The organism is Lelliottia sp. RWM.1 (assembly GCF_016859735.1).
Classification (GTDB): Bacteria; Pseudomonadota; Gammaproteobacteria; order Enterobacterales; family Enterobacteriaceae; genus Enterobacter.
Map to the genome: position 1 here is coordinate 85,408 of NZ_WLVC01000004.1, position 24,034 is coordinate 109,441.

A 24,034-nucleotide genomic window follows, 5' to 3' on the forward strand; every position below is an offset into this window, starting at 1 on the left:
AAAAAGCGTGAGAGACGGGAGGAATGAAAATAAAAAGGTGAGAGCAAAGCCCTGCGGCCTGATGCCCTCACCCCAGCCCCTCTCACACTGGAGAGGGGCGCATTTATTATACTGCTGTCTGGAAGATCACGCCGTCAGCCTTCTCGGTGTACTGAGAGAGCTGGTCGAAGTTCAGATAGCGGTAGGTATCCACCGCCGTCTTATCAACTTGCGCAATATAGGTCTGGTACTCTTCCGGCGTTGGCAGTTTACCAATCAGCGCGGCAACTGCCGCCAGTTCCGCAGAGGCCAGATAGACGTTTGCGCCTGTACCTAAACGGTTCGGGAAGTTACGGGTAGAAGTGGAAACCACTGTCGCACCGTCAGCAACACGCGCCTGGTTACCCATACACAGGGAACAGCCAGGGATTTCGATACGCGCCCCGCTCTTACCGAATACGCTGTAATAACCTTCTTCAGTCAACTGCGCCGCATCCATACGGGTTGGCGGAGCCACCCACAGGCGGGTTGGCAGCTGGCCTTTATGGGTATCCAGCAGTTTACCGGCAGCACGGAAGTGACCGATGTTGGTCATGCAGGAACCGATGAACACTTCGTCGATCTTATCGCCCTGCACATCAGAAAGCAGACGGGCATCGTCTGGATCGTTCGGTGCACACAGGATTGGCTCTTTAATATCCGCCAGATCGATGTCGATCACGGCTGCATATTCTGCATCCGCATCGGCTTCCAGCAGTTGCGGATCTGCCAGCCATTTTTCCATCCCCTGCACGCGGCGTTCCAGGGTACGACGATCGCCGTAACCTTCTGCAATCATCCACTTCAGCAATACGATGTTGGACGTCAGATACTCTTCGATCGGCGCCTGGTTCAGCTTGATGGTACAACCTGCCGCTGAGCGCTCAGCGGAAGCATCCGTCAGTTCGAACGCCTGCTCAACTTTCAGATCCGGCAGACCTTCGATCTCCAGAATGCGGCCAGAGAAGATGTTTTTCTTCCCTTTTTTCTCAACGGTCAGCAGACCTTGTTTGATCGCATACAGCGGGATCGCATGCACCAGATCACGCAGGGTAATCCCCGGCTGCATTTTGCCTTTGAAGCGCACCAGAACCGATTCCGGCATATCCAGCGGCATCACGCCCGTCGCAGCAGCAAATGCCACCAGACCAGAGCCTGCCGGGAAGGAGATGCCAATCGGGAAGCGGGTATGAGAGTCACCGCCTGTGCCTACGGTATCAGGCAGCAACATGCGGTTCAGCCAGGAGTGGATAACGCCATCACCCGGACGCAGAGACACACCGCCACGGTTCATAATGAAGTCCGGCAGCGTGTGGTGCGTGGTGACGTCAACCGGCTTAGGATACGCAGCGGTATGGCAGAATGATTGCATTACCAGATCAGAAGAGAAGCCCAGGCACGCCAGGTCTTTCAGCTCATCACGGGTCATCGGGCCGGTAGTGTCCTGAGAACCTACGGAGGTCATCTTCGGTTCGCAGTACGCACCTGGACGAATGCCTTTCACACCACAGGCACGGCCAACCATTTTCTGCGCCAGAGAGAAGCCACGGCTGCTTTCTGCCACATCTTTCGCCTGACGGAAGACATCACTGTGCGGCAGACCCAGCGCTTCACGCGCTTTAGTCGTCAGGCCACGACCGATGATCAGCGGAATACGCCCACCCGCACGAACTTCATCAATCAGCACATCCGTTTTCAGTTCAAAACTTGCGAGCAGTTCACCGGTTTCGTGGTTACGGACTTCACCCTTGAACGGATAAACGTCAATCACGTCGCCCATGTTCAGGTTGTTCACGTCCACTTCAATAGGCAGCGCGCCTGCATCTTCCATGGTGTTAAAGAAGATAGGGGCAATTTTACCGCCGAGACACAGGCCACCGCCGCGTTTGTTCGGCACATGAGGAATATCATCACCCATGAACCACAGTACGGAGTTGGTTGCAGACTTACGGGAAGAGCCCGTTCCCACGACGTCGCCAACGTAGGCCAGTGGGAAACCTTTCTCCTGCAGGGCTTCGATCTGTTTGATCGGGCCAACACTTCCAGGCTGATCAGGCTCAATGCCTTCACGGGCATTTTTCAACATCGCCAGGGCGTGCAGTGGGATATCAGGGCGAGACCAGGCATCCGGGGCTGGAGACAGGTCATCAGTGTTGGTTTCACCCGTGACTTTGAACACCGTCACGGTCATTTTTTCTGCCAGCGCAGGACGGCTCAGGAACCACTCGGCGTCAGCCCAGGATTGCATAACCTGTTTCGCGTAGTGGTTACCCGCTTTCGCTTTTTCTTCCACATCGTAGAAGTTATCAAACATCAGCAGCGTGTGGGTCAGCGCTTTCGCGGCAATAGGGGCCAGGGTGTCACTGTCCAGCGCGTCGATCAATGGATGAATATTGTAGCCACCCTGCATCGTACCGAGCAGTTCAATGGCTTTTTCAGGAGTGACCAGTGGGGAGGTGGCTTCACCTTTGGCAATGGCAGCAAGGAAACCGGCTTTAACATATGCGGCTTCATCTACGCCTGGCGGTACTCGGTTGATCAAAAGATCTAAAAGGAATTCTTCTTCGCCCGCGGGCGGGTTTTTCAGCAGCTCGACGAGCGCGGCCATTTGGGTTGCATCTAAAGGTTTGGGTACAATTCCCTCGGCGGCACGTTCTGCTACGTGCTTACGGTATTCTTCTAGCACGACGGTTCTCCTCACTCTCATTGTCATATTGCGGCATACACTTCCTCCTTCAACTTACCTCTCCGTTGGCTGCATTCACTCACTCCCGTCACTCACTGATGTAAGCTCTGGAAGATCCGTTCACTTGCCGCCTTGACGCAAATTGAAAGCTTTCGTGTATTGGGCGTTTTCTTCACGCTCCTGTGAGACAGCAGTTTGTAGGGTAAATGCCCGAAGCCGCGTCGGGCAGCATAGCAGGATTTCTGCACAGTGTTAATCCGTTTACAAAAAAGCAACATTAAATAGTTTGCTGAATCGTTAAGGATGGTATAGCGGATAGTGAGCATCTGTTTTGCAGGTCATTCGCAAGGGCGGCCTGCGGAATACCCGACGACTTTCCCGACATCAGATATAATTTGTGTAATAAATGCTCACATTCTTTAGCCAGATGTTCCGGTGATTTCCCAATAAAAGTCAAAACAGCAAAACTCGGGTGAATATACTCGCGGCAACAGCAACGCCTCACGGCACTGCCCTCGTCTCGTCGGAGTCATCTTATGAAGTTGCCTTTTAAGCCACACCTCCTTGTCCTTCTGTGCAGTGCCGGGCTTTTTGCCGCATCAGGCGTCATGCTGGTGAAAGGACGGGCGACAGAGCCCCAGCCCCAACCGGCCGTTCCCGTGGCGCAGCCAACCCCCGTCGCGCAATCATCTGCAACCCCTGCTCCGACTTACACATCTGCACAACTGGATCAATGGGTCGCCCCTGTTGCACTCTACCCTGACGCGCTGTTGTCTCAGATTTTGATGGCATCGACCTATCCGGCAAATGTGATTCAGGCGGCGCAGTGGTCCAAAGATAACCCCAAAATGCAGGGGGATACCGCCATTCAGGCCGTGGCCGGGCAGCCGTGGGACCCCAGTGTGAAATCGCTGGTTGCCTTTCCACAGCTGATGTCATTGATGGGCGAGAATCCTCCCTGGGTGCAAAACCTCGGTGATGCTTTCCTCGCGCAGCCGAAGGATGTAATGGACTCTGTTCAACGTCTTCGCGCCCTCGCTCAGCAGACTGGCGCATTACAATCCACACCTCAGCAGACCGTCACCACCGTGACAAAACCCGCGTCGACGAAAAGCACCTCCACGGAATCGACATCCACTAGTACCGCAACGCCAGCACCGACCGTCATTAAGATCGAATCTGCCGATCCTCAGGTTGTGTATGTTCCAACCTATAATCCTAATACGGTCTATGGAACCTGGCCCAATACCAGTTATCCCCCGGTCTATCTCCCTCCTTCCCCTGGGGAGCAATTCACTGACAGCCTGGTAAAAGGCTTTGGTTTTAGTCTGGGTGTCGCAACAACCTATGCAATTTTCAGCAATATCGACTGGGATCACCATCATCACGATGATGATTACAACCACAACGGCGGATATAACCGTAACGGTGATAACAACATCAATATCAACGTTGATAATTTCAATAAAATCAGCGGACAACATCTTACTGAGGCTAACCAGACCTGGCAGCACAATCCAGCCTATCGGGAAGGCGTGCCGTATCCCACAAACCAGCTCAACAGCCGTTTCCATTCAACAAATACGGCGACAGGCCTGAGTGGAACGCAGCAAAAAACGGTGAACCGCGATAACCAGCGTCAGGCGGCGTTAGCACAAGTTCAGCAATCGACGGGTAAAACGCTCTCCCAGGCACAGCGCCCGGCCACAAAAGAGGCTCAGCGTCAGGCAGCAAATCAGCAACTGAAGCAAATTTCTCAGCGTAGTAACTATCGCGGGTACGACAACACACCGCAAAGCGGACAACGCAAGCATGCTAAGCAAACGCACGAGAGCCGCCAGACAACCACTCCGCGTCCGGAAAAACGGGTTTCACAAACCGCCCAGCGGCCAAACAACCCACCTCGTGCTAATGCGCTAAGCGGTAACGATAGCCTTTCCGCTAACTGGCAGGCCCAGCAGCAACGCGGCACGCAGAGCCGTCAGTTATCAGCCCGTAATCAGCAGCAACAGCAGCGACAAATGCCAGCCCGAACTGAACACCGTGAATTCCGTCATCGCTAAAGGAACAGACATGAAAATCAAATTACTCAGTGGGCTGGTGCTTTTGATGGTGTCTACCGTCACGATGGCGCAGCAATATTTCAGCACGCCAGAACAAGCAACGGATGCACTGGCGAATGCCATTAATGAGCAAAATGAAAGTGCGATGAATTCCCTGCTCGGTGATAACTGGCGTCATTTTTTGCCGCCAGAAGGTGTCGACCCGGATGCCGTCGACCGTTTTTTGCGCGACTGGAAAGTGCGCCACAGCACAGTGGTTAACGACAATATTGCCCATCTCATCGTCGGTGAAAATAGCTGGCAACTGCCAATACCCGTCATCAAGACGGCATCCGGGTGGCAATTTGATATGCAGGAAGCCGCCAATGAGATCCTGACACGTGAAATAGGCCGCAATGAACTGGCTGCCATAGAAGCCCTGCATGCCTACGTCGATGCCCAGCAGAGCTATTACGCCCTTAACCAGACCTACGCCCGGAAAATTGTCAGTTCAGAAGGGAAAAAAGATGGCCTGTACTGGCCTGTTGCACAAGGCGAAACCCCCAGCCCACTCGGTCCGGCGTTCAGTCCAAAAGAGCCTGGAATGGGTTATCACGGCTATCGGTTCAAAATCCTGCCTGATAAACACGGTTTTGCAATGGTCGCCTGGCCAGTCAGTTATGGTGAAACAGGAGTGATGAGTTTTGTGATCAATCAGGATGACAAAGTTTATCAGACAAACCTCGGCAGTCACTCGCCACAAAAAGCACAGCAACTCACTGTCTATAACCCGGATAAAAACTGGCAACCTGTCGCTCCCTGAACCACAGGCACAAAAAAAGCGGCTTATCAGCCGCTTTTTTAAGCCGGAAGAAACTTATTTCTTCTTCGCTTTCGCGTTTGGCAGGTCGGTGATGCTACCTTCAAACACTTCTGCCGCCAGGCCCACAGACTCATGCAGAGTTGGGTGAGCGTGGATGGTCAGCGCGATGTCTTCAGCGTCACAGCCCATTTCGATAGCCAGACCAATCTCACCCAGCAGTTCGCCGCCGTTAGTACCGACAATTGCACCACCGATTACACGGTGAGTCTCTTTGTCGAAGATCAGTTTGGTTACGCCGTCAGCGCAATCAGAAGCGATAGCACGCCCAGAAGCTGCCCACGGGAAGGTGGCGGTTTCGTAGCTAATGCCTTTCTCTTTCGCTTCTTTCTCTGTCAGACCCACCCAGGCAACTTCTGGCTCGGTGTACGCGATAGAAGGAATCACTTTCGGATCGAAGTAGTGTTTCATGCCCGCGATAACTTCAGCGGCAACGTGACCTTCGTGAACACCTTTGTGTGCCAGCATTGGCTGACCGACGATATCGCCGATAGCAAAGATGTGCGGCACGTTAGTGCGCAGCTGTTTGTCGACGCGAATGAAACCACGATCGTCAACTTCCACGCCCGCTGCGCCTGCATTAAGGTTTTTACCGTTCGGTACGCGACCGATAGCCACCAGCACGGCGTCATAGCGCTGCGCTTCAGCAGGGGCTTTTTTGCCTTCCATGGAAACGTAAATACCGTCTTCTTTCGCTTCAACGGCAGTCACTTTGGTTTCCAGCATCAGGTTGAATTTCTTGCTGATACGTTTGGTGAAGACTTTAACGATGTCTTTATCGGCAGCCGGGATAACCTGGTCGAACATTTCAACCACGTCAATCTCTGAACCCAGCGCATGGTACACCGTACCCATTTCCAGGCCGATGATACCGCCGCCCATGACCAGCAGACGTTTTGGAACGCTTTTCAGTTCCAGTGCATCGGTGGAATCCCACACGCGCGGATCTTCATGTGGAATGAATGGCAGTTCGATTGGGCGAGAGCCTGCCGCGATGATCGCGTTGTCGAAGTTGATCACGGTTTTGCCGTTTTCACCTTCCACTTCCAGGGTGTTTGCCCCGGTGAATTTACCCAGACCGTTTACCACTTTCACTTTACGGCCTTTGGCCATACCGGCCAGACCACCGGTCAGCTGAGTGATAACTTTCTCTTTCCAGGTACGAATCTTGTCGATATCGGTTTTCGGCTCGCCGAAGACGATACCGTGTTCAGCCAGCGCTTTGGCTTCTTCGATAACTTTGGCTACGTGCAGCAGCGCTTTTGAAGGGATACAGCCGACGTTCAGACAAACACCGCCGAGGGTGCTGTAGCGTTCTACGATGACGGTTTCCAGACCTAAATCCGCGGCGCGGAATGCTGCGGAGTAACCTGCCGGGCCTGCCCCAAGTACTACGACCTGAGTTTTGATTTCTGTGCTCATCATGACCTCTTAATTTATACCCGTCGTCCACCGGGTCGTTCTATCCGCCCGCAGTTTACAAAATTGTTAACAATTTTGAAACAACAAACGGCTCACGAATTGTCGCTTTCGCCAATAACCTCACAAACCTCACGAGATTATCAGAAAAAAGCCGGCCGATTGGCCGGCTTTTCGATTACATCACCAGGCGGCGAATATCGCTCAGGGTGTTGTTGATGATGGTGATAAAGCGCGCACCATCAGCACCGTCGATCACGCGGTGGTCGAAGGAAAGAGAAATCGGCATCATCAGACGCGGAGTAAACTCTTTACCGTTCCATACCGGCTCAATCGCGGATTTGGACACACCGAGGATAGCCACTTCCGGCGCGTTAACAATCGGTGCGAAGTGGGTTGTACCCAGGCCACCGATGCTGGAGATAGTGAAGCAACCGCCCTGCATTTCGCCAGCAGTCAACTTACCATCACGCGCTTTCTTGGAGATCACAGTCAGTTCACGAGACAGCTCGGTAATGCTCTTCTTGTTCACGTCTTTGAAGACCGGAACAACCAGACCATTTGGCGTATCAACCGCCACACCGATGTTGATGTATTTTTTCAGCGTCAGACGCTGTGCATCTTCGGACAGGGAGCTGTTGAAACGAGGCATCTGCTCAAGCGCAGCAGCAACCGCTTTCATGATGAAGACGACTGGGGTGAATTTCACATCCAGTTTACGCTTCTCAGCTTCTGCGTTCTGCTGTTTACGGAACGCTTCCAGGTCAGTGATATCGGTTTTGTCGAAGTGCGTAACGTGCGGGATCATCACCCAGTTACGGCTCAGGTTAGCACCAGAGATTTTCTGGATACGACCCAGTTCAACTTCTTCGATTTCGCCAAACTTGCTGAAGTCCACTTTTGGCCATGGCAGCATGCCCGGAATACCACCGCCACTGGCAGCAGCAGGTGCAGCTTCAGCGCGTTTCACCGCGTCTTTCACATAAGTCTGAACGTCTTCGCGCAGGATACGACCTTTACGGCCAGTCCCTTTCACTTTCGCCAGGTTCACACCGAATTCGCGCGCCAGGCGACGAATCAGTGGAGTCGCGTGAACGTAAGCGTCGTTTTCAGCGAATTCAGATTTGCCTTCCGCCTTCGCAGCTGGGGCAGCAGCAGGTTTAGCCGCCTGAGCCGGTGCAGCAGCAGGTGCTGGAGCAGCAACCGGAGCGGCGGCAGGTGCAGCGCCTTCCACTTCGAAGACCATGATCAGGGAACCGGTAGACACTTTGTCACCAGTGCTGATTTTGATCTCTTTAACCGTACCCGCGAATGGCGCAGGCACTTCCATGGACGCTTTGTCGCCTTCAACGGTGATCAGTGATTGTTCAGCAGCAACTTTGTCGCCGACTTTCACCATCACTTCGGTCACTTCGACTTCGTCACCGCCGATGTCTGGTACGTTAACGTCTTTCGCGCCGCCAGCAACAGCTGGTGCAGCGGCTGCCGGAGCAGCGGCCTGTGCAGGCGCGGCAGCAGGTGCAGCACCCGCCACTTCGAAGACCATGATCAGGGAGCCAGTAGACACTTTGTCACCGGTGTTGATTTTGATCTCTTTAACCGTACCCGCGAACGGAGCCGGAACTTCCATAGAGGCTTTGTCGCCTTCTACGGTGATCAGGGACTGTTCAGCCGCAACGGTGTCGCCCACTTTCACCAGGATTTCGGTCACTTCAACTTCGTCACCGCCGATGTCAGGCACGTTGACTTCTTTCGCTGCCGCGGCAGCTGCTGGTGCAGCGGCCGGAGCGGCTTTCTTCTCTTCCTGCGCAGGTGCAGCAGTTGCTGCACCGTCAGCGGAATCGAAAATCATGATCAGTTTGCCCGTCTCGGTTTTATCGCCAACAGAGACTTTGATCTCTTTAACGATGCCAGCCTGAGGAGACGGGACTTCCATAGAGGCTTTATCGCCTTCTACGGTGATCAGCGACTGTTCTGCTTCAACTTTGTCGCCTACTTTGACCAGGATCTCGGTGATTTCAACTTCATCAGCCCCGATGTCCGGTACATTGATTTCGATAGCCATTATTCTTTTACCTCTTACGCCAGACGCGGGTTAACTTTTTCAGCATCGATGTTGAACTTGGTGATTGCTTCTGCCACCACTTTCTTGTCGATTTCGCCACGTTTAGCCAGTTCGCCCAGTGCTGCTACAACCACATAAGAAGCATCAACTTCGAAGTGGTGACGCAGGTTTTCACGGCTGTCAGAACGACCGAAGCCGTCAGTACCCAGTACGCGATAATCATCAGCTGGTACGTAGGTACGAACCTGCTCTGCGAACAGTTTCATATAGTCAGTAGAAGCCACCGCTGGAGCATCGTTCATCACCTGAGCGATGTACGGAACGCGCGGCGTTTCCATTGGGTGCAGCATGTTCCAGCGCTCACAATCCTGGCCATCACGAGCCAGTTCAGTGAAGGAGGTTACGCTGTAGACGTCAGAACCTACACCGTAGTCGTTCGCCAGGATCTGTGCGGCTTCACGTACGTGACGCAGGATAGAACCGGAGCCCAACAGCTGAACTTTACCTTTGCTACCTGCAACGGTTTCGAGTTTGTAGATACCTTTACGGATACCTTCCTCTGCACCTGCTGGCATCGCCGGCATGTGGTAGTTTTCGTTCAGCGTGGTGATGTAGTAGTAAACGTTCTCTTGTTTCTCACCGTACATACGCTCCAGACCATCATGCATGATGACAGCCACTTCGTATGCGTAAGACGGGTCGTAAGAGATACAGTTAGGGATAGTCAGAGACTGAATGTGGCTGTGACCATCTTCGTGCTGCAGGCCTTCACCGTTCAGTGTCGTACGACCGGAAGTTCCCCCTACCAGGAAGCCGCGAGCCTGTTGGTCGCCAGCCTGCCAGCACAGGTCACCGATACGCTGGAAACCGAACATGGAGTAGTAGATGTAGAACGGAATCATTGGCAGATCGTTGGTGCTGTAAGAGGTCGCAGCAGCCAGCCAGGACGCGCCTGCACCCAGCTCGTTGATACCTTCCTGCAGGATCTGACCTTTCTCGTCTTCTTTGTAATATGCAACCTGCTCACGGTCCTGCGGGGTGTACTGCTGGCCGTTCGGGCTGTAGATACCGATCTGACGGAACAGACCTTCCATACCGAAAGTACGTGCTTCATCAGCAATGATTGGAACCAGACGATCTTTGATCGACTTGTTCTTCAGCATCACGTTCAGGGCACGAACGAAAGCGATAGTAGTGGAGATTTCTTTGTTCTGTTCTTCCAGCAGCTGAGAGAAGTCTTCCAGCGCAGGCAGTTCCAGTTTCTCGGAGAAGTTAGGCTGACGAGATGGCAGGTAGCCTTTCAGTGCCTGACGACGTTCGTGCAGGTACTTGTGCTCTTCAGAACCTTCCGGGAAGGTGAGGTAAGACAGGTTTTCAACCTGCTCATCGGTCACTGGCACATTGAAACGGTCGCGGATATAACGCACGCCGTCCATGTTCATTTTCTTAACCTGGTGAGCGATGTTTTTACCTTCAGCGGTATCCCCCATGCCATAACCTTTGATGGTGTGGGCCAGGATCACAGTCGCTTTACCTTTGGTGTCCTGCGCTTTTTTCAGTGCAGCGTAGACTTTCTTCGGATCGTGGCCACCACGGTTCAGGGCCCAAATCTGCTCGTCAGTCCAGTCTGCAACCAGCGCTGCGGTTTCTGGGTATTTACCGAAGAAGTGCTCGCGAACGTATGCACCGTCTTTGGATTTGAAGGTCTGGTAGTCGCCGTCAACGGTTTCGTTCATCAGTTGGATCAGTTTACCGCTGGTATCTTTACGCAGCAGCTCATCCCAACGACCGCCCCACATCACTTTGATCACGTTCCAGCCAGCACCTGCGAAGATGCCTTCCAGTTCGTTGATGATCTTGCCGTTGCCGGTTACCGGACCATCCAGACGTTGCAGGTTACAGTTGATAATGAAGCACAGGTTGTCCAGTTTCTCACGGGTAGCGATAGTAATCGCCCCTTTAGATTCTGGCTCATCCATTTCACCGTCGCCCAGGAAAGCGTAAACGGTTTGTTCAGAGGTATCTTTCAGACCACGGTGTTCCAGATATTTCAGGAACTTCGCCTGGTAGATCGCACCGATTGGGCCCAGACCCATAGACACGGTCGGGAACTGCCAGAATTCAGGCATCAGTTTAGGGTGCGGGTAAGAAGACAGACCTTTACCGTGAACTTCCTGACGGAAGTTGTTCATCTGCTCTTCAGTCAGACGACCTTCCAGGAATGCACGTGCATAGATACCAGGGGAGATGTGACCCTGGAAGTAAACCAGATCGCCGCCGTCTTTCTCGTTACGTGCACGGAAGAAGTGGTTGAAGCACACTTCATAAACGGTTGCTGAAGACTGGAAGGATGCCATGTGGCCACCCAGTTCCAGGTCTTTCTTGGATGCGCGCAGAACGGTCATAATCGCGTTCCAGCGGATTGCAGAACGGATACGACGTTCCAGATCCAGATTGCCCGGGTATTCCGGTTCGTCTTCGACGGCAATCGTGTTTACGTAGTTGCTAGCCCCTGCACCTGCCGCTACCTTCACGCCACCTTTACGGGCTTCTGAAAGCAGCTGATCAATCAGATACTGAGCACGCTCAACACCTTCTTCACGGATGACCGATTCGATCGCCTGTAGCCAGTCGCGAGTTTCGATCGGATCCACGTCATTTTGGAGACGTTCTGACATGGGGGTATTCCTTATCTATCTAGTACGTTAATTTGTCTGGAACCTGTCCCATTGTGTTCTTTTTCTTCCTATTTCAGGCTGTCTCTTTGTTGGCTGCGCTTCCTCACCCTGGTCACATAGCTCACTATGCTCCCAGGGATTCGCGCGCTTGCCGCCGCGATACAACCCGAACTATTTCGAAAACTAAAAGCACAATAAGACAGGTTCTGCGTTTAGTTGCCGCGCTCTAAAAAAACCTGGCGCTTAATCCTTTCGTTGCTGTATGCGGCGAAGTGAACGTTCGCGACGCGATTGTTCACGGCTGCGGTCCAGCAAGATTTCCTCAATGAAAGCCAGATGGCGGTGCGACGCTTCACGCGCCTGCTCCGGTTCCCCGGCCATTATCGCCTCGAATACTCGGGTGCGATGGTTGCTGACCAGCGGAAGCATTTCCCGACGGGCATACAACAATTCAAAATTCTGACGAACATTTTGGGACAGCATCGGTTCCATGCAGCGTAGCAAGTGAAGCAACACCACATTATGCGCCGCTTCGGTAACGGCAATTTGATACTGGACGACGGCATCAGACTCGGCGTCGAGATCGCCGGACTGCTGTGCCCGTTCAATGGCTTGATGGAGTTCGCGTATGCGCTCACGATCTTCATCATTGCTACGAAGCGCAGCGTAATAAGCTGCAATGCCTTCAAGCGCGTGACGGGTCTCTAGCAGGTCAAACTGGGATTCTGGGTGGTCAGAGAGAAGTTCTACCAGCGGATCGCTGAAGCTCTGCCACAGGCTGTTTTGCACAAAGGTTCCGCCGCCCTGGCGACGAAGCAGCAAGCCCTTTGCTTCAAGGCGTTGAATCGCCTCACGCAGAGAGGGACGGGAAACGTCGAACTGTTTTGCCAGCTCGCGTTCAGGCGGGAGTTTTTCACCGGGGCGCAGTGTCCCCTCAAGGATCAAAAACTCCAGCTGCTGCTCAATCACATCGGATAGTTTTGGTTGGCGAATTTTGCTGTAGGCCATATTCCCTGTCTTACGCCTTTTTGCCCGGAGTCAATTGGTCTTACCAATTTCATATTCGTATCGCTAAAGTAACAAAGTATTCACCTTCTGTCCATATTGGTTTTGATTGAAATCAGTAAACCCTGCACATTTTAACAACCTTACAGAAATAACGTTTCAGTTATGTAACTTTGCACAAATGAAATGATTACTACCAAAGAGGTGGTTTTAACCTTATTGAAACGATGGAATTTGCAATCTGAAGCGATTCAACAACGAAAATAATGAAAATTCGCCCACTTAAGGAGCATTTTTATTCTATAGGTAGCAGAGGAACGATTAATGGGCAGGATTTACAAATGCTCTCTTTTTATTCAACTCGTCATCATCCTTTCATAAAGCAGGTGCATTCATTCGCACTTATCACTATTCTTGCCCCTAAGGAAGACAGTTCCGAATATTTCATTTTATTAGTCCGTAAAGAAAATAATACATGAAATGGACTTTCATAATTACACACGCCTGAGCGTGAACATAACAACCACACACGAGGTTTTCTAATGGAAGGTCAACAGCACGGCGATCAGCTAAAGCGCGGCCTCAAAAACCGCCACATACAGCTCATCGCATTGGGTGGTGCTATCGGTACAGGCCTGTTTCTGGGGAGCGCATCCGTAATCCAGTCCGCCGGTCCAGGCATTATTCTGGGTTACGCTATCGCTGGTTTTATCGCTTTTCTGATCATGCGTCAGCTAGGTGAGATGGTCGTTGAAGAGCCGGTGGCCGGCTCTTTCAGTCACTTCGCCTATACATACTGGGGAGGTTTCGCGGGCTTCGCCTCTGGCTGGAACTACTGGGTGTTGTACGTTCTGGTTGCCATGGCTGAACTGACCGCTGTGGGTAAATATATTCAGTTCTGGTATCCGGATATCCCAACCTGGGCTTCTGCGGCTGCCTTCTTCGTTATCATTAACGCCATCAACCTGACTAACGTAAAAGTGTTCGGGGAGATGGAGTTCTGGTTCGCTATCATCAAAGTAATCGCGGTTGTTGCGATGATCATCTTTGGAGGCTGGCTGCTGTTCAGCGGCAACGGCGGCCCACAAGCCACCGTTCGTAACCTGTGGGAACAAGGTGGATTCCTGCCTCACGGCATGACCGGGCTTGTCATGATGATGGCGATTATCATGTTCTCCTTCGGGGGGCTGGAACTGGTCGGCATTACCGCAGCAGAAGCGGATAACCCGGAGCAGAGCATCCCGAAAGCCACCAACCAGGTGATCTACCGTATTCTGATTTTCTATGTGGGTTCACTGGCCGTTCTGCTTTCTCTGCTGCCATGGACACGCGTAACGGCTGATACCAGTCCATTCGTGTTGATCTTCCACGAACTGGGGGATACTTTCGTCGCGAATGCCCTGAACGTGGTGGTCCTGACGGCAGCGCTGTCGGTGTACAACAGTTGCGTATACTGCAACAGCCGCATGCTGTTCGGTCTGGCGCAACAAGGCAACGCACCGAAAGCATTGCTCAACGTCGACAAGCGTGGTGTACCGGTAAATACCATCCTGGTGTCAGCCGTTGTGACTGCACTGTGCGTGCTGATTAACTATCTGGCTCCGGAGTCCGCTTTTGGCCTGCTGATGGCTCTGGTGGTCTCAGCTCTGGTGATCAACTGGGCGATGATTAGCCTGGCACACATCAAGTTCCGTCGTGCGAAACAACAGCAAGGCGTGACCACTCGCTTCCCTGCGCTGTTCTATCCTCTGGGTAACTGGGTATGCCTGCTGTTCATGGCGGCAGTACTGGTCATTATGTTGATGACTCCGGGTATGGCGATCTCCGTTTATCTGATCCCGGTATGGATTGTGATCCTCGGTATCGGCTACCTGTGTAAACAGAAAAATGCCAAAGCAGTAAAAGCACATTAATCCCTCTCCGCTGTACCCGCTTTTTGCGGGTACAGCGTGTTGTTACCTCCCTCACAAATTCGCGCCAATAGCTATTTAATCCATATCACCACCCCAATACTGCAACGCATATATTCATTTGCAGGCAAATAATTCTCTCCATACCGTTACTCGGAGAGCTGTCGATGGATAACACCAAATTATCAGTGAAAGAAAAGATCGGCTATGGGATGGGCGACGCGGGATGCAATATCATCTTCGGCGCTATTATGTTGTTTGTTAACTATTTCTATACGGATATTTTTGGGCTAGCGCCTGCACTGGTTGGCGTATTGTTGCTTTCGGTCCGTGTCATTGATGCAATAACCGACCCTATTATGGGAGCGATTGCCGACCGTACCCGCAGCAAGTATGGTCGTTTTCGTCCATGGTTATTATGGATTGCCTTCCCCTACGCGCTCTTTAGCATCCTCATGTTCACCACACCGGACTGGAGCTACAACAGCAAAGTTATCTATGCCTTTGTCACCTATTTCCTGCTGTCGCTCACCTATACGGCCATCAATATCCCCTATTGCTCGCTGGGCGGCGTCATTACCAACGATCCGAAAGAGCGCGTTGCCTGCCAGTCCTGGCGTTTTGTGCTGGTCGGCATTGCCACGTTACTGCTGTCATTAACCCTGTTGCCAATGGCCGACTGGTTTGGGGGCGATAACAAAGCCAGGGGCTACCAGATGGCGATGACCGTGCTGGCTCTGATCGGCACATGTATGTTCCTGTTTTGCTTTTCTACTGTACGCGAGCGCGTCCGCCCGGCTGTTCAGACCAACGATGAGCTGAAAAACGATCTCAAGGATGTGTGGAAAAACGATCAATGGGTGCGCATCCTGCTGCTCACGCTCTGCAACGTCTGTCCTGGCTTTATCCGCATGGCGGCAACAATGTATTACGTCACCTGGGTGATGGGGCAAAGCACCCATTTTGCCACGCTGTTTATCAGCCTTGGCGTAGTGGGCATGATGCTCGGCAGTATGCTGGCGAAAGTGTTAACTGACCGCTGGTGTAAATTAAAGGTGTTCTTCTGGACCAACATCGTGCTGGCAATCTTCTCCAGCGCGTTCTACTTCTTCGATCCAAAAGCGACAGTCACAATCGTCGTTCTCTACTTCCTGCTGAACATTTTGCATCAGATCCCTTCCCCGCTGCACTGGTCGTTAATGGCGGATGTTGATGATTATGGCGAATGGAAAACAGGGAAACGTATCACCGGAATCAGCTTCTCCGGCAATATTTTCTTCCTCAAGTTGGGGCTGGCTGTTGCGGGCGCTATGGTGGGCTTCCTGCTCTCCTGGTACGGTTACGACGCTGGCGCGAAAGCCCAAAGTGCTGATGCCATCAACGGGATCGTACTGCTGTTTACGGTGATCCCAGGCGTCGGATATTTGATCACTGCTGGCGTGGTTCGCCTGTTAAAAGTGGATCGAGAATTGATGAAACAAATACAGGCCGATCTGGAAAAACGTCGTACCAATTACCGTGAACTGAACGACTATCAGGAACTGAAAGCCGCAGAGACGAAATAAGGAAAGCCGAATGAAAACCTGGCCAAACCCGTTTATTGAGCAACGTGCCGACCCCTATATTCTGCGTCATGATGGACAGTACTATTTTATTGCCTCTGTACCGGAATATGACAGGCTGGCAATCCGCCGCGCAGACACACTGGAAGGCCTTCGCCGCGCTGAAGACGTGGTGGTGTGGCGAAAACCTGACACTGGCCCGATGTGCGAGCTTATCTGGGCGCCCGAGCTGCACCACATTGATGGTAAGTGGTACATCTATTTTGCGGCTGCGCATACCCAGGCGCTCGATAAACTCGGCATGTTCCAGCATCGCATGTTCGCCCTGGAATGTTCCCATAGCGATCCGCTCACGGGAACATGGCGTGAAAAGGGGCAAATCAAAACCCCATTCGATACCTTTGCACTGGACGCAACCACGTTTGTCCATCAGGGCAAGCGCTGGTATCTGTGGGCGCAAAAAGCCCCGGATATTTCCGGCAATTCCAACCTGTATCTGTGTGAAATGGAAAACCCCTGGACGCTCAAGGGCGAGCCCGTCATGCTCAGCAAACCAGAGTATGACTGGGAGTGTCGCGGTTTTTGGGTCAATGAAGGCCCGGCAGTGTTGGTACATAGCAATAAACTGTTTATCAGTTATTCCGCCAGCGCCACCGATGAGAACTACTGCATGGGATTACTGTGGGTAGATATGCATGCTGACCCACAAAATCCGGCCAACTGGCACAAAGCGTCACGCCCGGTGTTCACCACCAGCTATGAAAACCGCCAGTATGGACCAGGGCATAACAGCTTTACGCAAACAGAGGATGGCGAAGATGTGCTGGTGTATCACGCACGTAACTACACCGAAATTGAAGGGGATCCGCTTTATGATCCCAACCGCCATACCCGCCTGAAACTGGTTCGCTGGAATGAAAATGGGATGCCTGATTTTGGCATCCCGCCCGCAGATACGCTTTGAAGACAACGGTGCGCTGGGTTAAACCAGCGTACCGTAAATGGTCAACAGCGCCACAATAACGACCACCACAAATGACGTTTTCTTCGCCATTGATACGGCCGCTTTTGGCGTTTCCACTTTGTCACTATGAGGTTCACGCGCCAGGGAGAATTGTGCCAGGCGGGTTAACACCTGATACTGCGAGGAGTGGCGATCGGCAAGGGAAGCAAACCACGCAGGAAGCGCTTTCTCACCGTGGCCAATTAACGCATACACCACACCAACAAGGCGAACCGGCAACCAGTCGAGCACATGCAGAATGGCATCAATACCCGATTGCAGACGTTCGTGCGGTGTCAGGTAGCGGGCAAGCCAGGTTTGCCAGGCGCGCAGAAACGCATATCCCATAAGCAATACCGGCCCCCATGGACCTCCCACCACAAACCAGAACAACGGGGCAATATAAAAGCGATAGTTAATCCACAGCAGCGCGTTTTGCAATTCGCGAAGAAAATCACGTTCGTTACAATCCGGTGGAACGCCATGGATTAGCGTTAATTCACTCGCCATCGCACCACGGGCATGAGCATCATCGCGGGATGCAGCTTTCAGATAAGCATGATAGTGCAAACGCACTTTGCCCGCCCCGATACACAAGACGCCAAGTACGATCCACACCACCAACAGCGGCACATTGAAAAAAAGACCGTGGAGCGAGCGCAGCAGCAAGAACACGACAAGCATGACGACAGCCGTCATCAACAGCGTTTGCAGCATAGAGAAATGTTTAATGCGGCGGAAAAACACCTCCAGCCGATGATCCAATTGCCAGTGTTCGCCGAGTTTAAACAACCGTTCAGCGATCATAACCAGCAGCATGGTAAACAACGTCATGTCATCTCCTTTTCTGACGAAGCGGTAAGCATGGCGCGAAACCGGGACCAGTCAAATGCCGGTCCGGGATCGGTTTTTCTTACCGGCGCGATATCACTGTGTCCCGTGATATTCCCGGCAATGGCGGGATACAATCCAATAAGCGTCTGTGTCACCGCAACCAGTTGCTGATACTGCGCATCGGTATACGGTGTGGTGTCCGTGCCTTCCAGTTCGATTCCTATAGAGAAATCATTGCAACGCTCACGCCCCTGATACAGCGATACACCCGCATGCCAGGCGCGCTGATCAAATGGAACATACTGGACAATTTCCCCGTCACGGCGGATCAAGCAATGCGCTGAAACACGCAGATGCGCAATCTCTGCAAAAAAAGGATGGGCTTCAGGATCAATCGTTCCTGTGAATAATGCATCGATCCACGGTCCGCCAAACTCACCCGGTGGGAGACTAATATTATGAACAACCAGCAGTGAGGGCATCTCATCCTCCGGGCGGCTGTCATGGTGCGGCGAGGGCACATGCCGCGCATCCACCAGCCATCCGTTTTCTAACAACATGCTGGAACTCCTTATGTATGGTGCTGTTACCCGGTTCAGAGTAGCATGTTTCAATATTATGATTCGTTACCAATTTGGAGTTTTATCATGCCGCCTCGCCGCTATAACCCCGACCACCGACGTGACGTGCTTCTGGAACGTATTAATATGGATATTCCGGCAAGCGTTGCCCATGCCCTGAAAGAAGATCTGGGCGGCGACGTTAATGCCGACAACGATATTACCGCACAATTGTTGCCAAAAGAGACACGCTCTCACGCGGTCATTATTACCCGTGAAGACGGGGTATTTTGCGGAAAACGTTGGGTGGAAGAGGTCTTTACCCAACTCGCGGGTGACGACGTTCAAGTCACCTGGCATGTCGCAGATGGCGATGCTATTTCAGCCAACCAGTCACTGTTTGAACTTGATGGTCCATCCCGTGTGCTACTGACAGGTGAACGCACCGCGCTTAACTTCGTGCAAACCTTATCCGGTGTGGCGAGTGAAGTGCGCCGCTATGTGGATCTGCTGGCAGGAACGCGTACCCAATTGCTGGATACCCGTAAAACACTGCCAGGCCTGCGCACCGCACTGAAGTACGCAGTGCTGTGTGGTGGTGGGGCAAACCATCGATTGGGGTTATCCGACGCCTTCCTGATCAAAGAGAACCACATTATTGCTTCAGGCTCCGTCCGTCAGGCGGTAGAAAAGGCCTTCTGGCTGCACCCTGATGTACCGGTCGAAGTTGAGGTGGAAAATCTGGACGAACTGGATGATGCCATCAAGGCCGGAGCCGACATCATCATGCTGGATAACTTCGAAACCGACCAGATGCGTGAAGCCGTTAAACGTACCAATGGTCAGGCACAGCTTGAGGTTTCCGGTAACGTCACTCAGGAGACACTGCGTGAGTTTGCCGAAACTGGTGTGGACTTTATCTCCGTAGGGGCACTCACCAAACACATCCGGGCACTCGACCTTTCGATGCGCTTCAAATAGCCGCATGCTTCCCCTCTCCCGTCGGGGAGGGGAATTACGAAGACACACGCAAATCTGTTGTCCTGAACTGTAACTCTCCCGAAAACGCCTGAAAGCCCCTTCACGTTCTCTTTTTTGCCCCTCGTTTCTGTGCCTTTGCGCTGCCACAGTAGCGCCATCTAACCTAAGGAGCAGAAATGAACAGACAACAGGGATTCACCCTTATTGAGCTAATGGTCGTTATTGGCATTATTGCTATTTTGAGCGCAATTGGCGTTCCGGCTTACCAGAACTACCTTCGAAAAGCAGCCCTGACCGATATGCTGCAAACATTTATTCCCTATCGCACCGCTATTGAGCTTTGCGCCCTGGATCATGGTGGGGTGGATAACTGTGACGGTGGCAGCAATGGTATCCCCGCACCAACCACTTCGCGTTATGTCTCCGGAATGAGTGTGGCAAAAGGGGTAGTGGCCCTCACCGGTCAGGAGAGCCTGACCGGGCTTGACGTGGTGATGACACCGCAATGGAATGATGGCAATGGCATGACGGGCTGGGTACGAAACTGCAATATCGCTAATGACACCTCGCTCAAACAGGCCTGTGAAGACGTCTTCCGCTTCGAACGTCAATAACAGGAGCTGATGATGAATTTAGAACAACTCACAACCTTATGCCTGCGTCACCAGGCGCAGTTACTCACCAGCGATGCCGACACGATCAGTATCGCCGTTGTGGGCAATCCCACGACAGAGCTGATGGATGCTTTGCGCTTCACCACACAAAAGCGTCTTGATATCGAGTGCTGGACGGTCGAGCGGATGGAGAAACACCAGCAGGCCATGGCAAAATCACATCTGCCAGTGACCTCTGAGGCTACTGGGTCGGCTGTCGATATTCTTAACCGCACGCTTTTGCACGCGTTAAAGCAACGGGCATCCGACATTCACATAGAACCAACAGAGCAGGGTTGTCAGATTCGTTTACGCATTGATGGCGTGCTCTACCCGCAACCCTCCCTTTCAGTGGCCTTAGCGGCCACTCTCACCGCCCGGTTAAAAGTACTGAGCCAGCTGGATATTGCAGAACGCAGGTTACCGCAGGATGGTCAGTTTACGGTTGAACTGGCTAACACCCCGGTCTCCTTTCGCATCGCCACACTTCCCTGCAATGGCGGAGAAAAAATCGTGCTCCGCTTACTACACCAGGTTCAACAGGCGCTTGAGGTTAATCAGTTGGGTATGAGCACTGACCAACAAAGGCGCTTTGATGAGGTACTCAATAAGCCGCAAGGTTTGCTCCTGGTAACAGGACCTACGGGTAGCGGAAAAACGGTCACTCTCTACAGTGCATTGCAGGCGCGGAACACTCCCGACGTCAACATTTGCAGTGTAGAAGACCCTATTGAGATCCCCCTTTCAGGACTCAACCAGACACAAATCAATCCCCGTGCAGGCTTAACGTTTCAAAGCGTGCTTCGCGCCCTGCTCCGCCAGGATCCGGACATTATTATGGTCGGTGAAATCCGTGATAGCGAAACGGCAGAAATTGCCATTAAAGCCGCGCAAACCGGACATCTGGTGCTTTCGACTCTTCACACTAATTCAACGGCTGAAACGTTGATTCGCCTACAGCAAATGGGAGTTGCCCGCTGGATGCTCTCTTCTGCACTCTCTATGGTTATTGCCCAACGCCTTGTTCGTCGCCTGTGCCCGCATTGCCGGAAAGAGGCTCCCGACAAAACGACACTTCCCCGTTCAGTATGGCCCCGACAGCTCCCTCAGTGGCAAGCCACAGGTTGCGATCGCTGCTATCACGGGTTTTATGGCCGCATTGCGCTTTTTGAAGTACTCACCGTCGATGATTCTCTCCGGCAAGCCATTGCCAGCGGGGTGTCTGTAGACGTCGTCGAAACCAGTGCCCGGCAAGCGGGAATGATGTCTTTGTTTGAACATGGCTGTCTGGCCATCGAACAAGGATTGACCACTATAGAAGAACTGTTGCGCGTGCTGGGTATGCCCAATGGAGACTAACCAACTCTGGCACTGGCGGGCCATGACAGAAGAAGGCGAACTGCAAAATGGTACGATCTGGGCCACAAATAGCGAAACCGCCAACGCAAAATTAATACGAAAAGCGCTTTATCCGTTGAAGCTCACTCGCTGTATGCAGAAGTATCGGTGGCAAACACACCATTGCTACGAGATTTTCAGGCAACTCGCCACATTGTTGCAAGCTGGCCTCACGCTCTCAGAAAGCCTGCATATGCTGGCGCAACAGCACCCTTTGAAACAGTGGCAGGCATTGCTGCAAAGTCTCGCCGACGATCTCAGCGAAGGACGAGCATTCTCTGAAGCATTAAAAGAGTGGCCTACTGTTTTTAGCCCGCTGTATGTCGCAATGGTAAGAACTGGCGAGCTAACGGGAAAACTGGAAGAGTGTTGTCGGCAACTTGCCGAGCAACAAAAATCCCAACAACAACTCAGCACAAAAGTGAAAAAAGCGCTGCGCTATCCGTTGATCATTCTGACGCTGGCGATAACGGTTGTGATAGCCATGGTTACGCTGGTATTACCGGAGTTCGCCGCTATCTACAAAACCTTTAGCACACCGCTTCCCTTGCTGACACAGTGGATCCTGAGGCTGGCCGCATTTATTCATCAGTGGGGAATGGTACTTCTTACATCACTGCTTTTCCCTGCTGGTCTCGGCTGGATTCTACGGCGGCATCCGCGCTGGCAGCATTTTCGCCATCGTTTTGTTCTAAGTATACCGGTACTGGGATCGCTAGCTAAAGGACAAAAGCTGGGGCAAATATTTACGGTGCTGACACTCACCCAGCACGCTGGTATTGCCTTTTTACAAGGGCTGGAGAGTGCCGAAAGTACCGTTGATAATCTATTCTGGCAGGAACGGCTCAAGGAAGTCAGAGGACGAATCGAGCAAGGAATGCCAGTCTGGTCCTCCCTCCAGAAAGCCACGGTATTCACACCGCTATGCATTCAACTGGTACGTACAGGCGAAGTTTCCGGGGCGCTCGATATCATGATGGCGAATCTTGCCCGTCACCACACCGAGCAAACATTCCTGCTTGCTGACGAGCTGGCCGTACTTCTGGAGCCTTTATTGCTGATAGTGACAGGTGTGATTATCGGAACGCTGGTCGTCGCGATGTATCTGCCCATTTTTCATCTGGGCGATGCCATGAGTGCAGGATAATGCTGGCGCACAGGCATGCACCAGCGGGAGACGATTACAGGCTATTGAAAACGCGGTTTTCTTGTTCCTGAACGCGGATAAACGTCGTGCGTTTCGTCAGCTCTTTCAGGCGGGATGCGCCCACATAGGTGCAGGCTGAACGCAGACCACCGAGGACATCGCGCGCCGTATTTTCTACCGGTCCACGCAGAGGCAGCTTCACGGTTTTCCCTTCTGCGGCGCGATATTTTGCCACGCCACCCACGTGACGAGTCATCGCTGATTCAGAACTCATGCCATAGAACAGCATAAATTTCTCGCCATTTTCTTCAACGACAACACCGCCGCTCTCTTCATGGCCAGCCAGCATTCCACCCAGCATCACGAAGTCTGCGCCGCCGCCAAAGGCTTTAGCAACATCACCAGGCATGGTGCACCCTCCGTCACTGATGATTTGACCACCAAGGCCATGCGCCGCATCAGCGCACTCAATCACGGCGGAGAGCTGCGGATAGCCTACCCCTGTTTTCACACGCGTCGTGCAGACAGACCCCGGGCCAATGCCCACTTTCACGATATCTGCGCCGGAAAGGATCAGTTCTTCACACATTTCACCCGTGACCACGTTGCCCGCAATAATGGTTTTCGTCGGCCAGGCTTGACGCGCCTTGCTGACAAACTGCACAAAGTGCTCGGAATATCCATTTGCCACGTCAATACAGACAAAATTGAGCACCGGGTTAGCATTCAAAATTTGTTTGGTTTTTTCGAAGTCGGCATCAGATGTGCCCGTAGATACCATCACATGCTTCAGCACATCTTCAGAAGCAGACGAAACGAACGCATTCCACTCTTCTGAGCTGTAGTGTTTGTGAACAGCAGTCAGCACGTCAAATTTAGCCAGCGCAGCTGCCATCTCGAACGTCCCCACCGTGTCCATATTGGCCGCGATGATTGGCACGCCAGACCAGGTCTGACCGGAATGTTTAAAGGTGAATTGACGTTCGAGTTCAACGTCTGAGCGGCTTTTCAGTGTAGAGCGTTTAGGGCGGATAAGAACGTCTTTGAAACCTAACTTCAGATCTTCTTCGATACGCATGTGCGGATTCCTGGGGTTAGAGGCAAATATGTTAAAAGCACAACTCCAGTGACGTTATCATACGCACTAATACCTGCTCCGCAAGACTGCGAAATTCTCTTTTTTTACGCTACAA

Annotated in this window: 17 protein-coding genes; 9 read left to right on the top strand and 8 right to left on the bottom strand. The window is 52.5% G+C overall.

The features are described 5' to 3' along the window. Positions 1-106: 106 nt before the first annotated feature. On the bottom strand, positions 107-2,704 hold the full coding sequence (gene acnB / locus GF617_RS05030) for a bifunctional aconitate hydratase 2/2-methylisocitrate dehydratase (RefSeq protein ID WP_181622276.1): 2,598 nt from the start codon (positions 2,702-2,704) through the stop codon (positions 107-109). Between the two features lie 536 nt (positions 2,705-3,240). Between acnB and GF617_RS05035 the strand changes: the two genes are divergently transcribed. Together GF617_RS05035 and GF617_RS05040 are read left to right on the top strand one after the other, a co-directional pair. Continuing rightward, on the top strand, positions 3,241-4,767 hold the full coding sequence (locus GF617_RS05035; protein ID WP_203451221.1) for a DUF3300 domain-containing protein: 1,527 nt from the start codon (positions 3,241-3,243) through the stop codon (positions 4,765-4,767). Positions 4,768-4,777: 10 nt separating this feature from the next. Then, positions 4,778-5,569: a DUF2950 family protein gene (locus tag GF617_RS05040; RefSeq protein WP_203451222.1), complete on the top strand. Its 792-nt coding sequence runs from the start codon at positions 4,778-4,780 to the stop codon at positions 5,567-5,569. 54 nt (positions 5,570-5,623) lie between these two features. Here GF617_RS05040 and lpdA read toward each other — a convergent pair whose 3' ends face one another. The 4 genes from lpdA to pdhR form a co-directional block, all read right to left on the bottom strand. Next, positions 5,624-7,048 (bottom strand): dihydrolipoyl dehydrogenase, encoded by a 1,425-nt coding sequence (gene lpdA, locus GF617_RS05045; protein WP_181623690.1) that lies wholly within the window; start codon positions 7,046-7,048, stop codon positions 5,624-5,626. A gap of 175 nt (positions 7,049-7,223) precedes the next feature. Beyond that, a complete protein-coding gene (gene aceF, locus GF617_RS05050; RefSeq protein ID WP_203451223.1) occupies positions 7,224-9,110 on the bottom strand; it encodes a pyruvate dehydrogenase complex dihydrolipoyllysine-residue acetyltransferase in 1,887 nt (628 codons plus the stop codon). Positions 9,111-9,124: 14 nt separating this feature from the next. Continuing rightward, positions 9,125-11,788: a pyruvate dehydrogenase (acetyl-transferring), homodimeric type gene (gene aceE / locus GF617_RS05055; RefSeq protein ID WP_181622272.1), complete on the bottom strand. Its 2,664-nt coding sequence runs from the start codon at positions 11,786-11,788 to the stop codon at positions 9,125-9,127. 243 nt (positions 11,789-12,031) lie between these two features. Then, positions 12,032-12,796, bottom strand: a complete 765-nt coding sequence (gene pdhR, locus GF617_RS05060) for a pyruvate dehydrogenase complex transcriptional repressor PdhR (RefSeq protein WP_181622271.1) — start codon at positions 12,794-12,796, stop codon at positions 12,032-12,034. Between the two features lie 539 nt (positions 12,797-13,335). On the opposite strand from pdhR, the gene aroP reads away from it, so the two are divergent. From aroP to GF617_RS05075, 3 genes are all read left to right on the top strand, one after another. Then, positions 13,336-14,706, top strand: a complete 1,371-nt coding sequence (gene aroP / locus GF617_RS05065; protein ID WP_203451224.1) for an aromatic amino acid transporter AroP — start codon at positions 13,336-13,338, stop codon at positions 14,704-14,706. 164 nt (positions 14,707-14,870) lie between these two features. After that, on the top strand, positions 14,871-16,268 hold the full coding sequence (locus tag GF617_RS05070) for a glycoside-pentoside-hexuronide (GPH):cation symporter (RefSeq protein WP_181622269.1): 1,398 nt from the start codon (positions 14,871-14,873) through the stop codon (positions 16,266-16,268). Between the two features lie 10 nt (positions 16,269-16,278). Continuing rightward, complete coding sequence (locus tag GF617_RS05075) at positions 16,279-17,229, top strand: family 43 glycosylhydrolase (protein WP_181622268.1); 951 nt, start codon at positions 16,279-16,281, stop codon at positions 17,227-17,229. 18 nt (positions 17,230-17,247) lie between these two features. Here GF617_RS05075 and ampE read toward each other — a convergent pair whose 3' ends face one another. Together ampE and ampD are read right to left on the bottom strand one after the other, a co-directional pair. Next, positions 17,248-18,102, bottom strand: coding sequence for a beta-lactamase regulator AmpE (gene ampE / locus GF617_RS05080; protein ID WP_203451225.1), 855 nt, complete (start codon positions 18,100-18,102; stop codon positions 17,248-17,250). Beyond that, positions 18,099-18,662 carry a 1,6-anhydro-N-acetylmuramyl-L-alanine amidase AmpD gene (gene ampD / locus GF617_RS05085; RefSeq protein WP_181622266.1) on the bottom strand — a complete coding sequence of 188 codons (564 nt, stop codon included), beginning with the start codon at positions 18,660-18,662 and terminating at the stop codon, positions 18,099-18,101. The genes ampE and ampD overlap by 4 nt, the downstream gene beginning before the upstream one ends. Before the next feature lie 87 nt (positions 18,663-18,749). On the opposite strand from ampD, the gene nadC reads away from it, so the two are divergent. The 4 genes from nadC to hofC all read left to right on the top strand — a co-directional run bounded on the left by nadC (position 18,750) and on the right by hofC (position 22,841). Next, the gene (gene nadC, locus GF617_RS05090) at positions 18,750-19,643 is read left to right on the top strand and encodes a carboxylating nicotinate-nucleotide diphosphorylase (protein WP_203451226.1); all 894 of its coding nucleotides are present in this window, start codon (positions 18,750-18,752) and stop codon (positions 19,641-19,643) included. Between the two features lie 176 nt (positions 19,644-19,819). Beyond that, on the top strand, positions 19,820-20,257 hold the full coding sequence (gene ppdD / locus GF617_RS05095) for a prepilin peptidase-dependent pilin (RefSeq protein ID WP_181622264.1): 438 nt from the start codon (positions 19,820-19,822) through the stop codon (positions 20,255-20,257). A gap of 12 nt (positions 20,258-20,269) precedes the next feature. Beyond that, positions 20,270-21,655: a type II secretion system protein GspE gene (gspE, locus tag GF617_RS05100; RefSeq protein ID WP_181623689.1), complete on the top strand. Its 1,386-nt coding sequence runs from the start codon at positions 20,270-20,272 to the stop codon at positions 21,653-21,655. Continuing rightward, entirely contained in the window at positions 21,645-22,841 is a 1,197-nt protein-coding gene (hofC, locus tag GF617_RS05105; RefSeq protein ID WP_203451227.1) for a protein transport protein HofC, read from the top strand. Before gspE ends, hofC begins: the two co-directional genes overlap by 11 nt. Before the next feature lie 34 nt (positions 22,842-22,875). On the opposite strand, the gene GF617_RS05110 is transcribed toward hofC, so the two are convergent. Next, the gene (locus GF617_RS05110; protein ID WP_181622262.1) at positions 22,876-23,919 is read right to left on the bottom strand and encodes a GMP reductase; all 1,044 of its coding nucleotides are present in this window, start codon (positions 23,917-23,919) and stop codon (positions 22,876-22,878) included. Between the last annotated feature and the right edge of the window lie 115 nt (positions 23,920-24,034).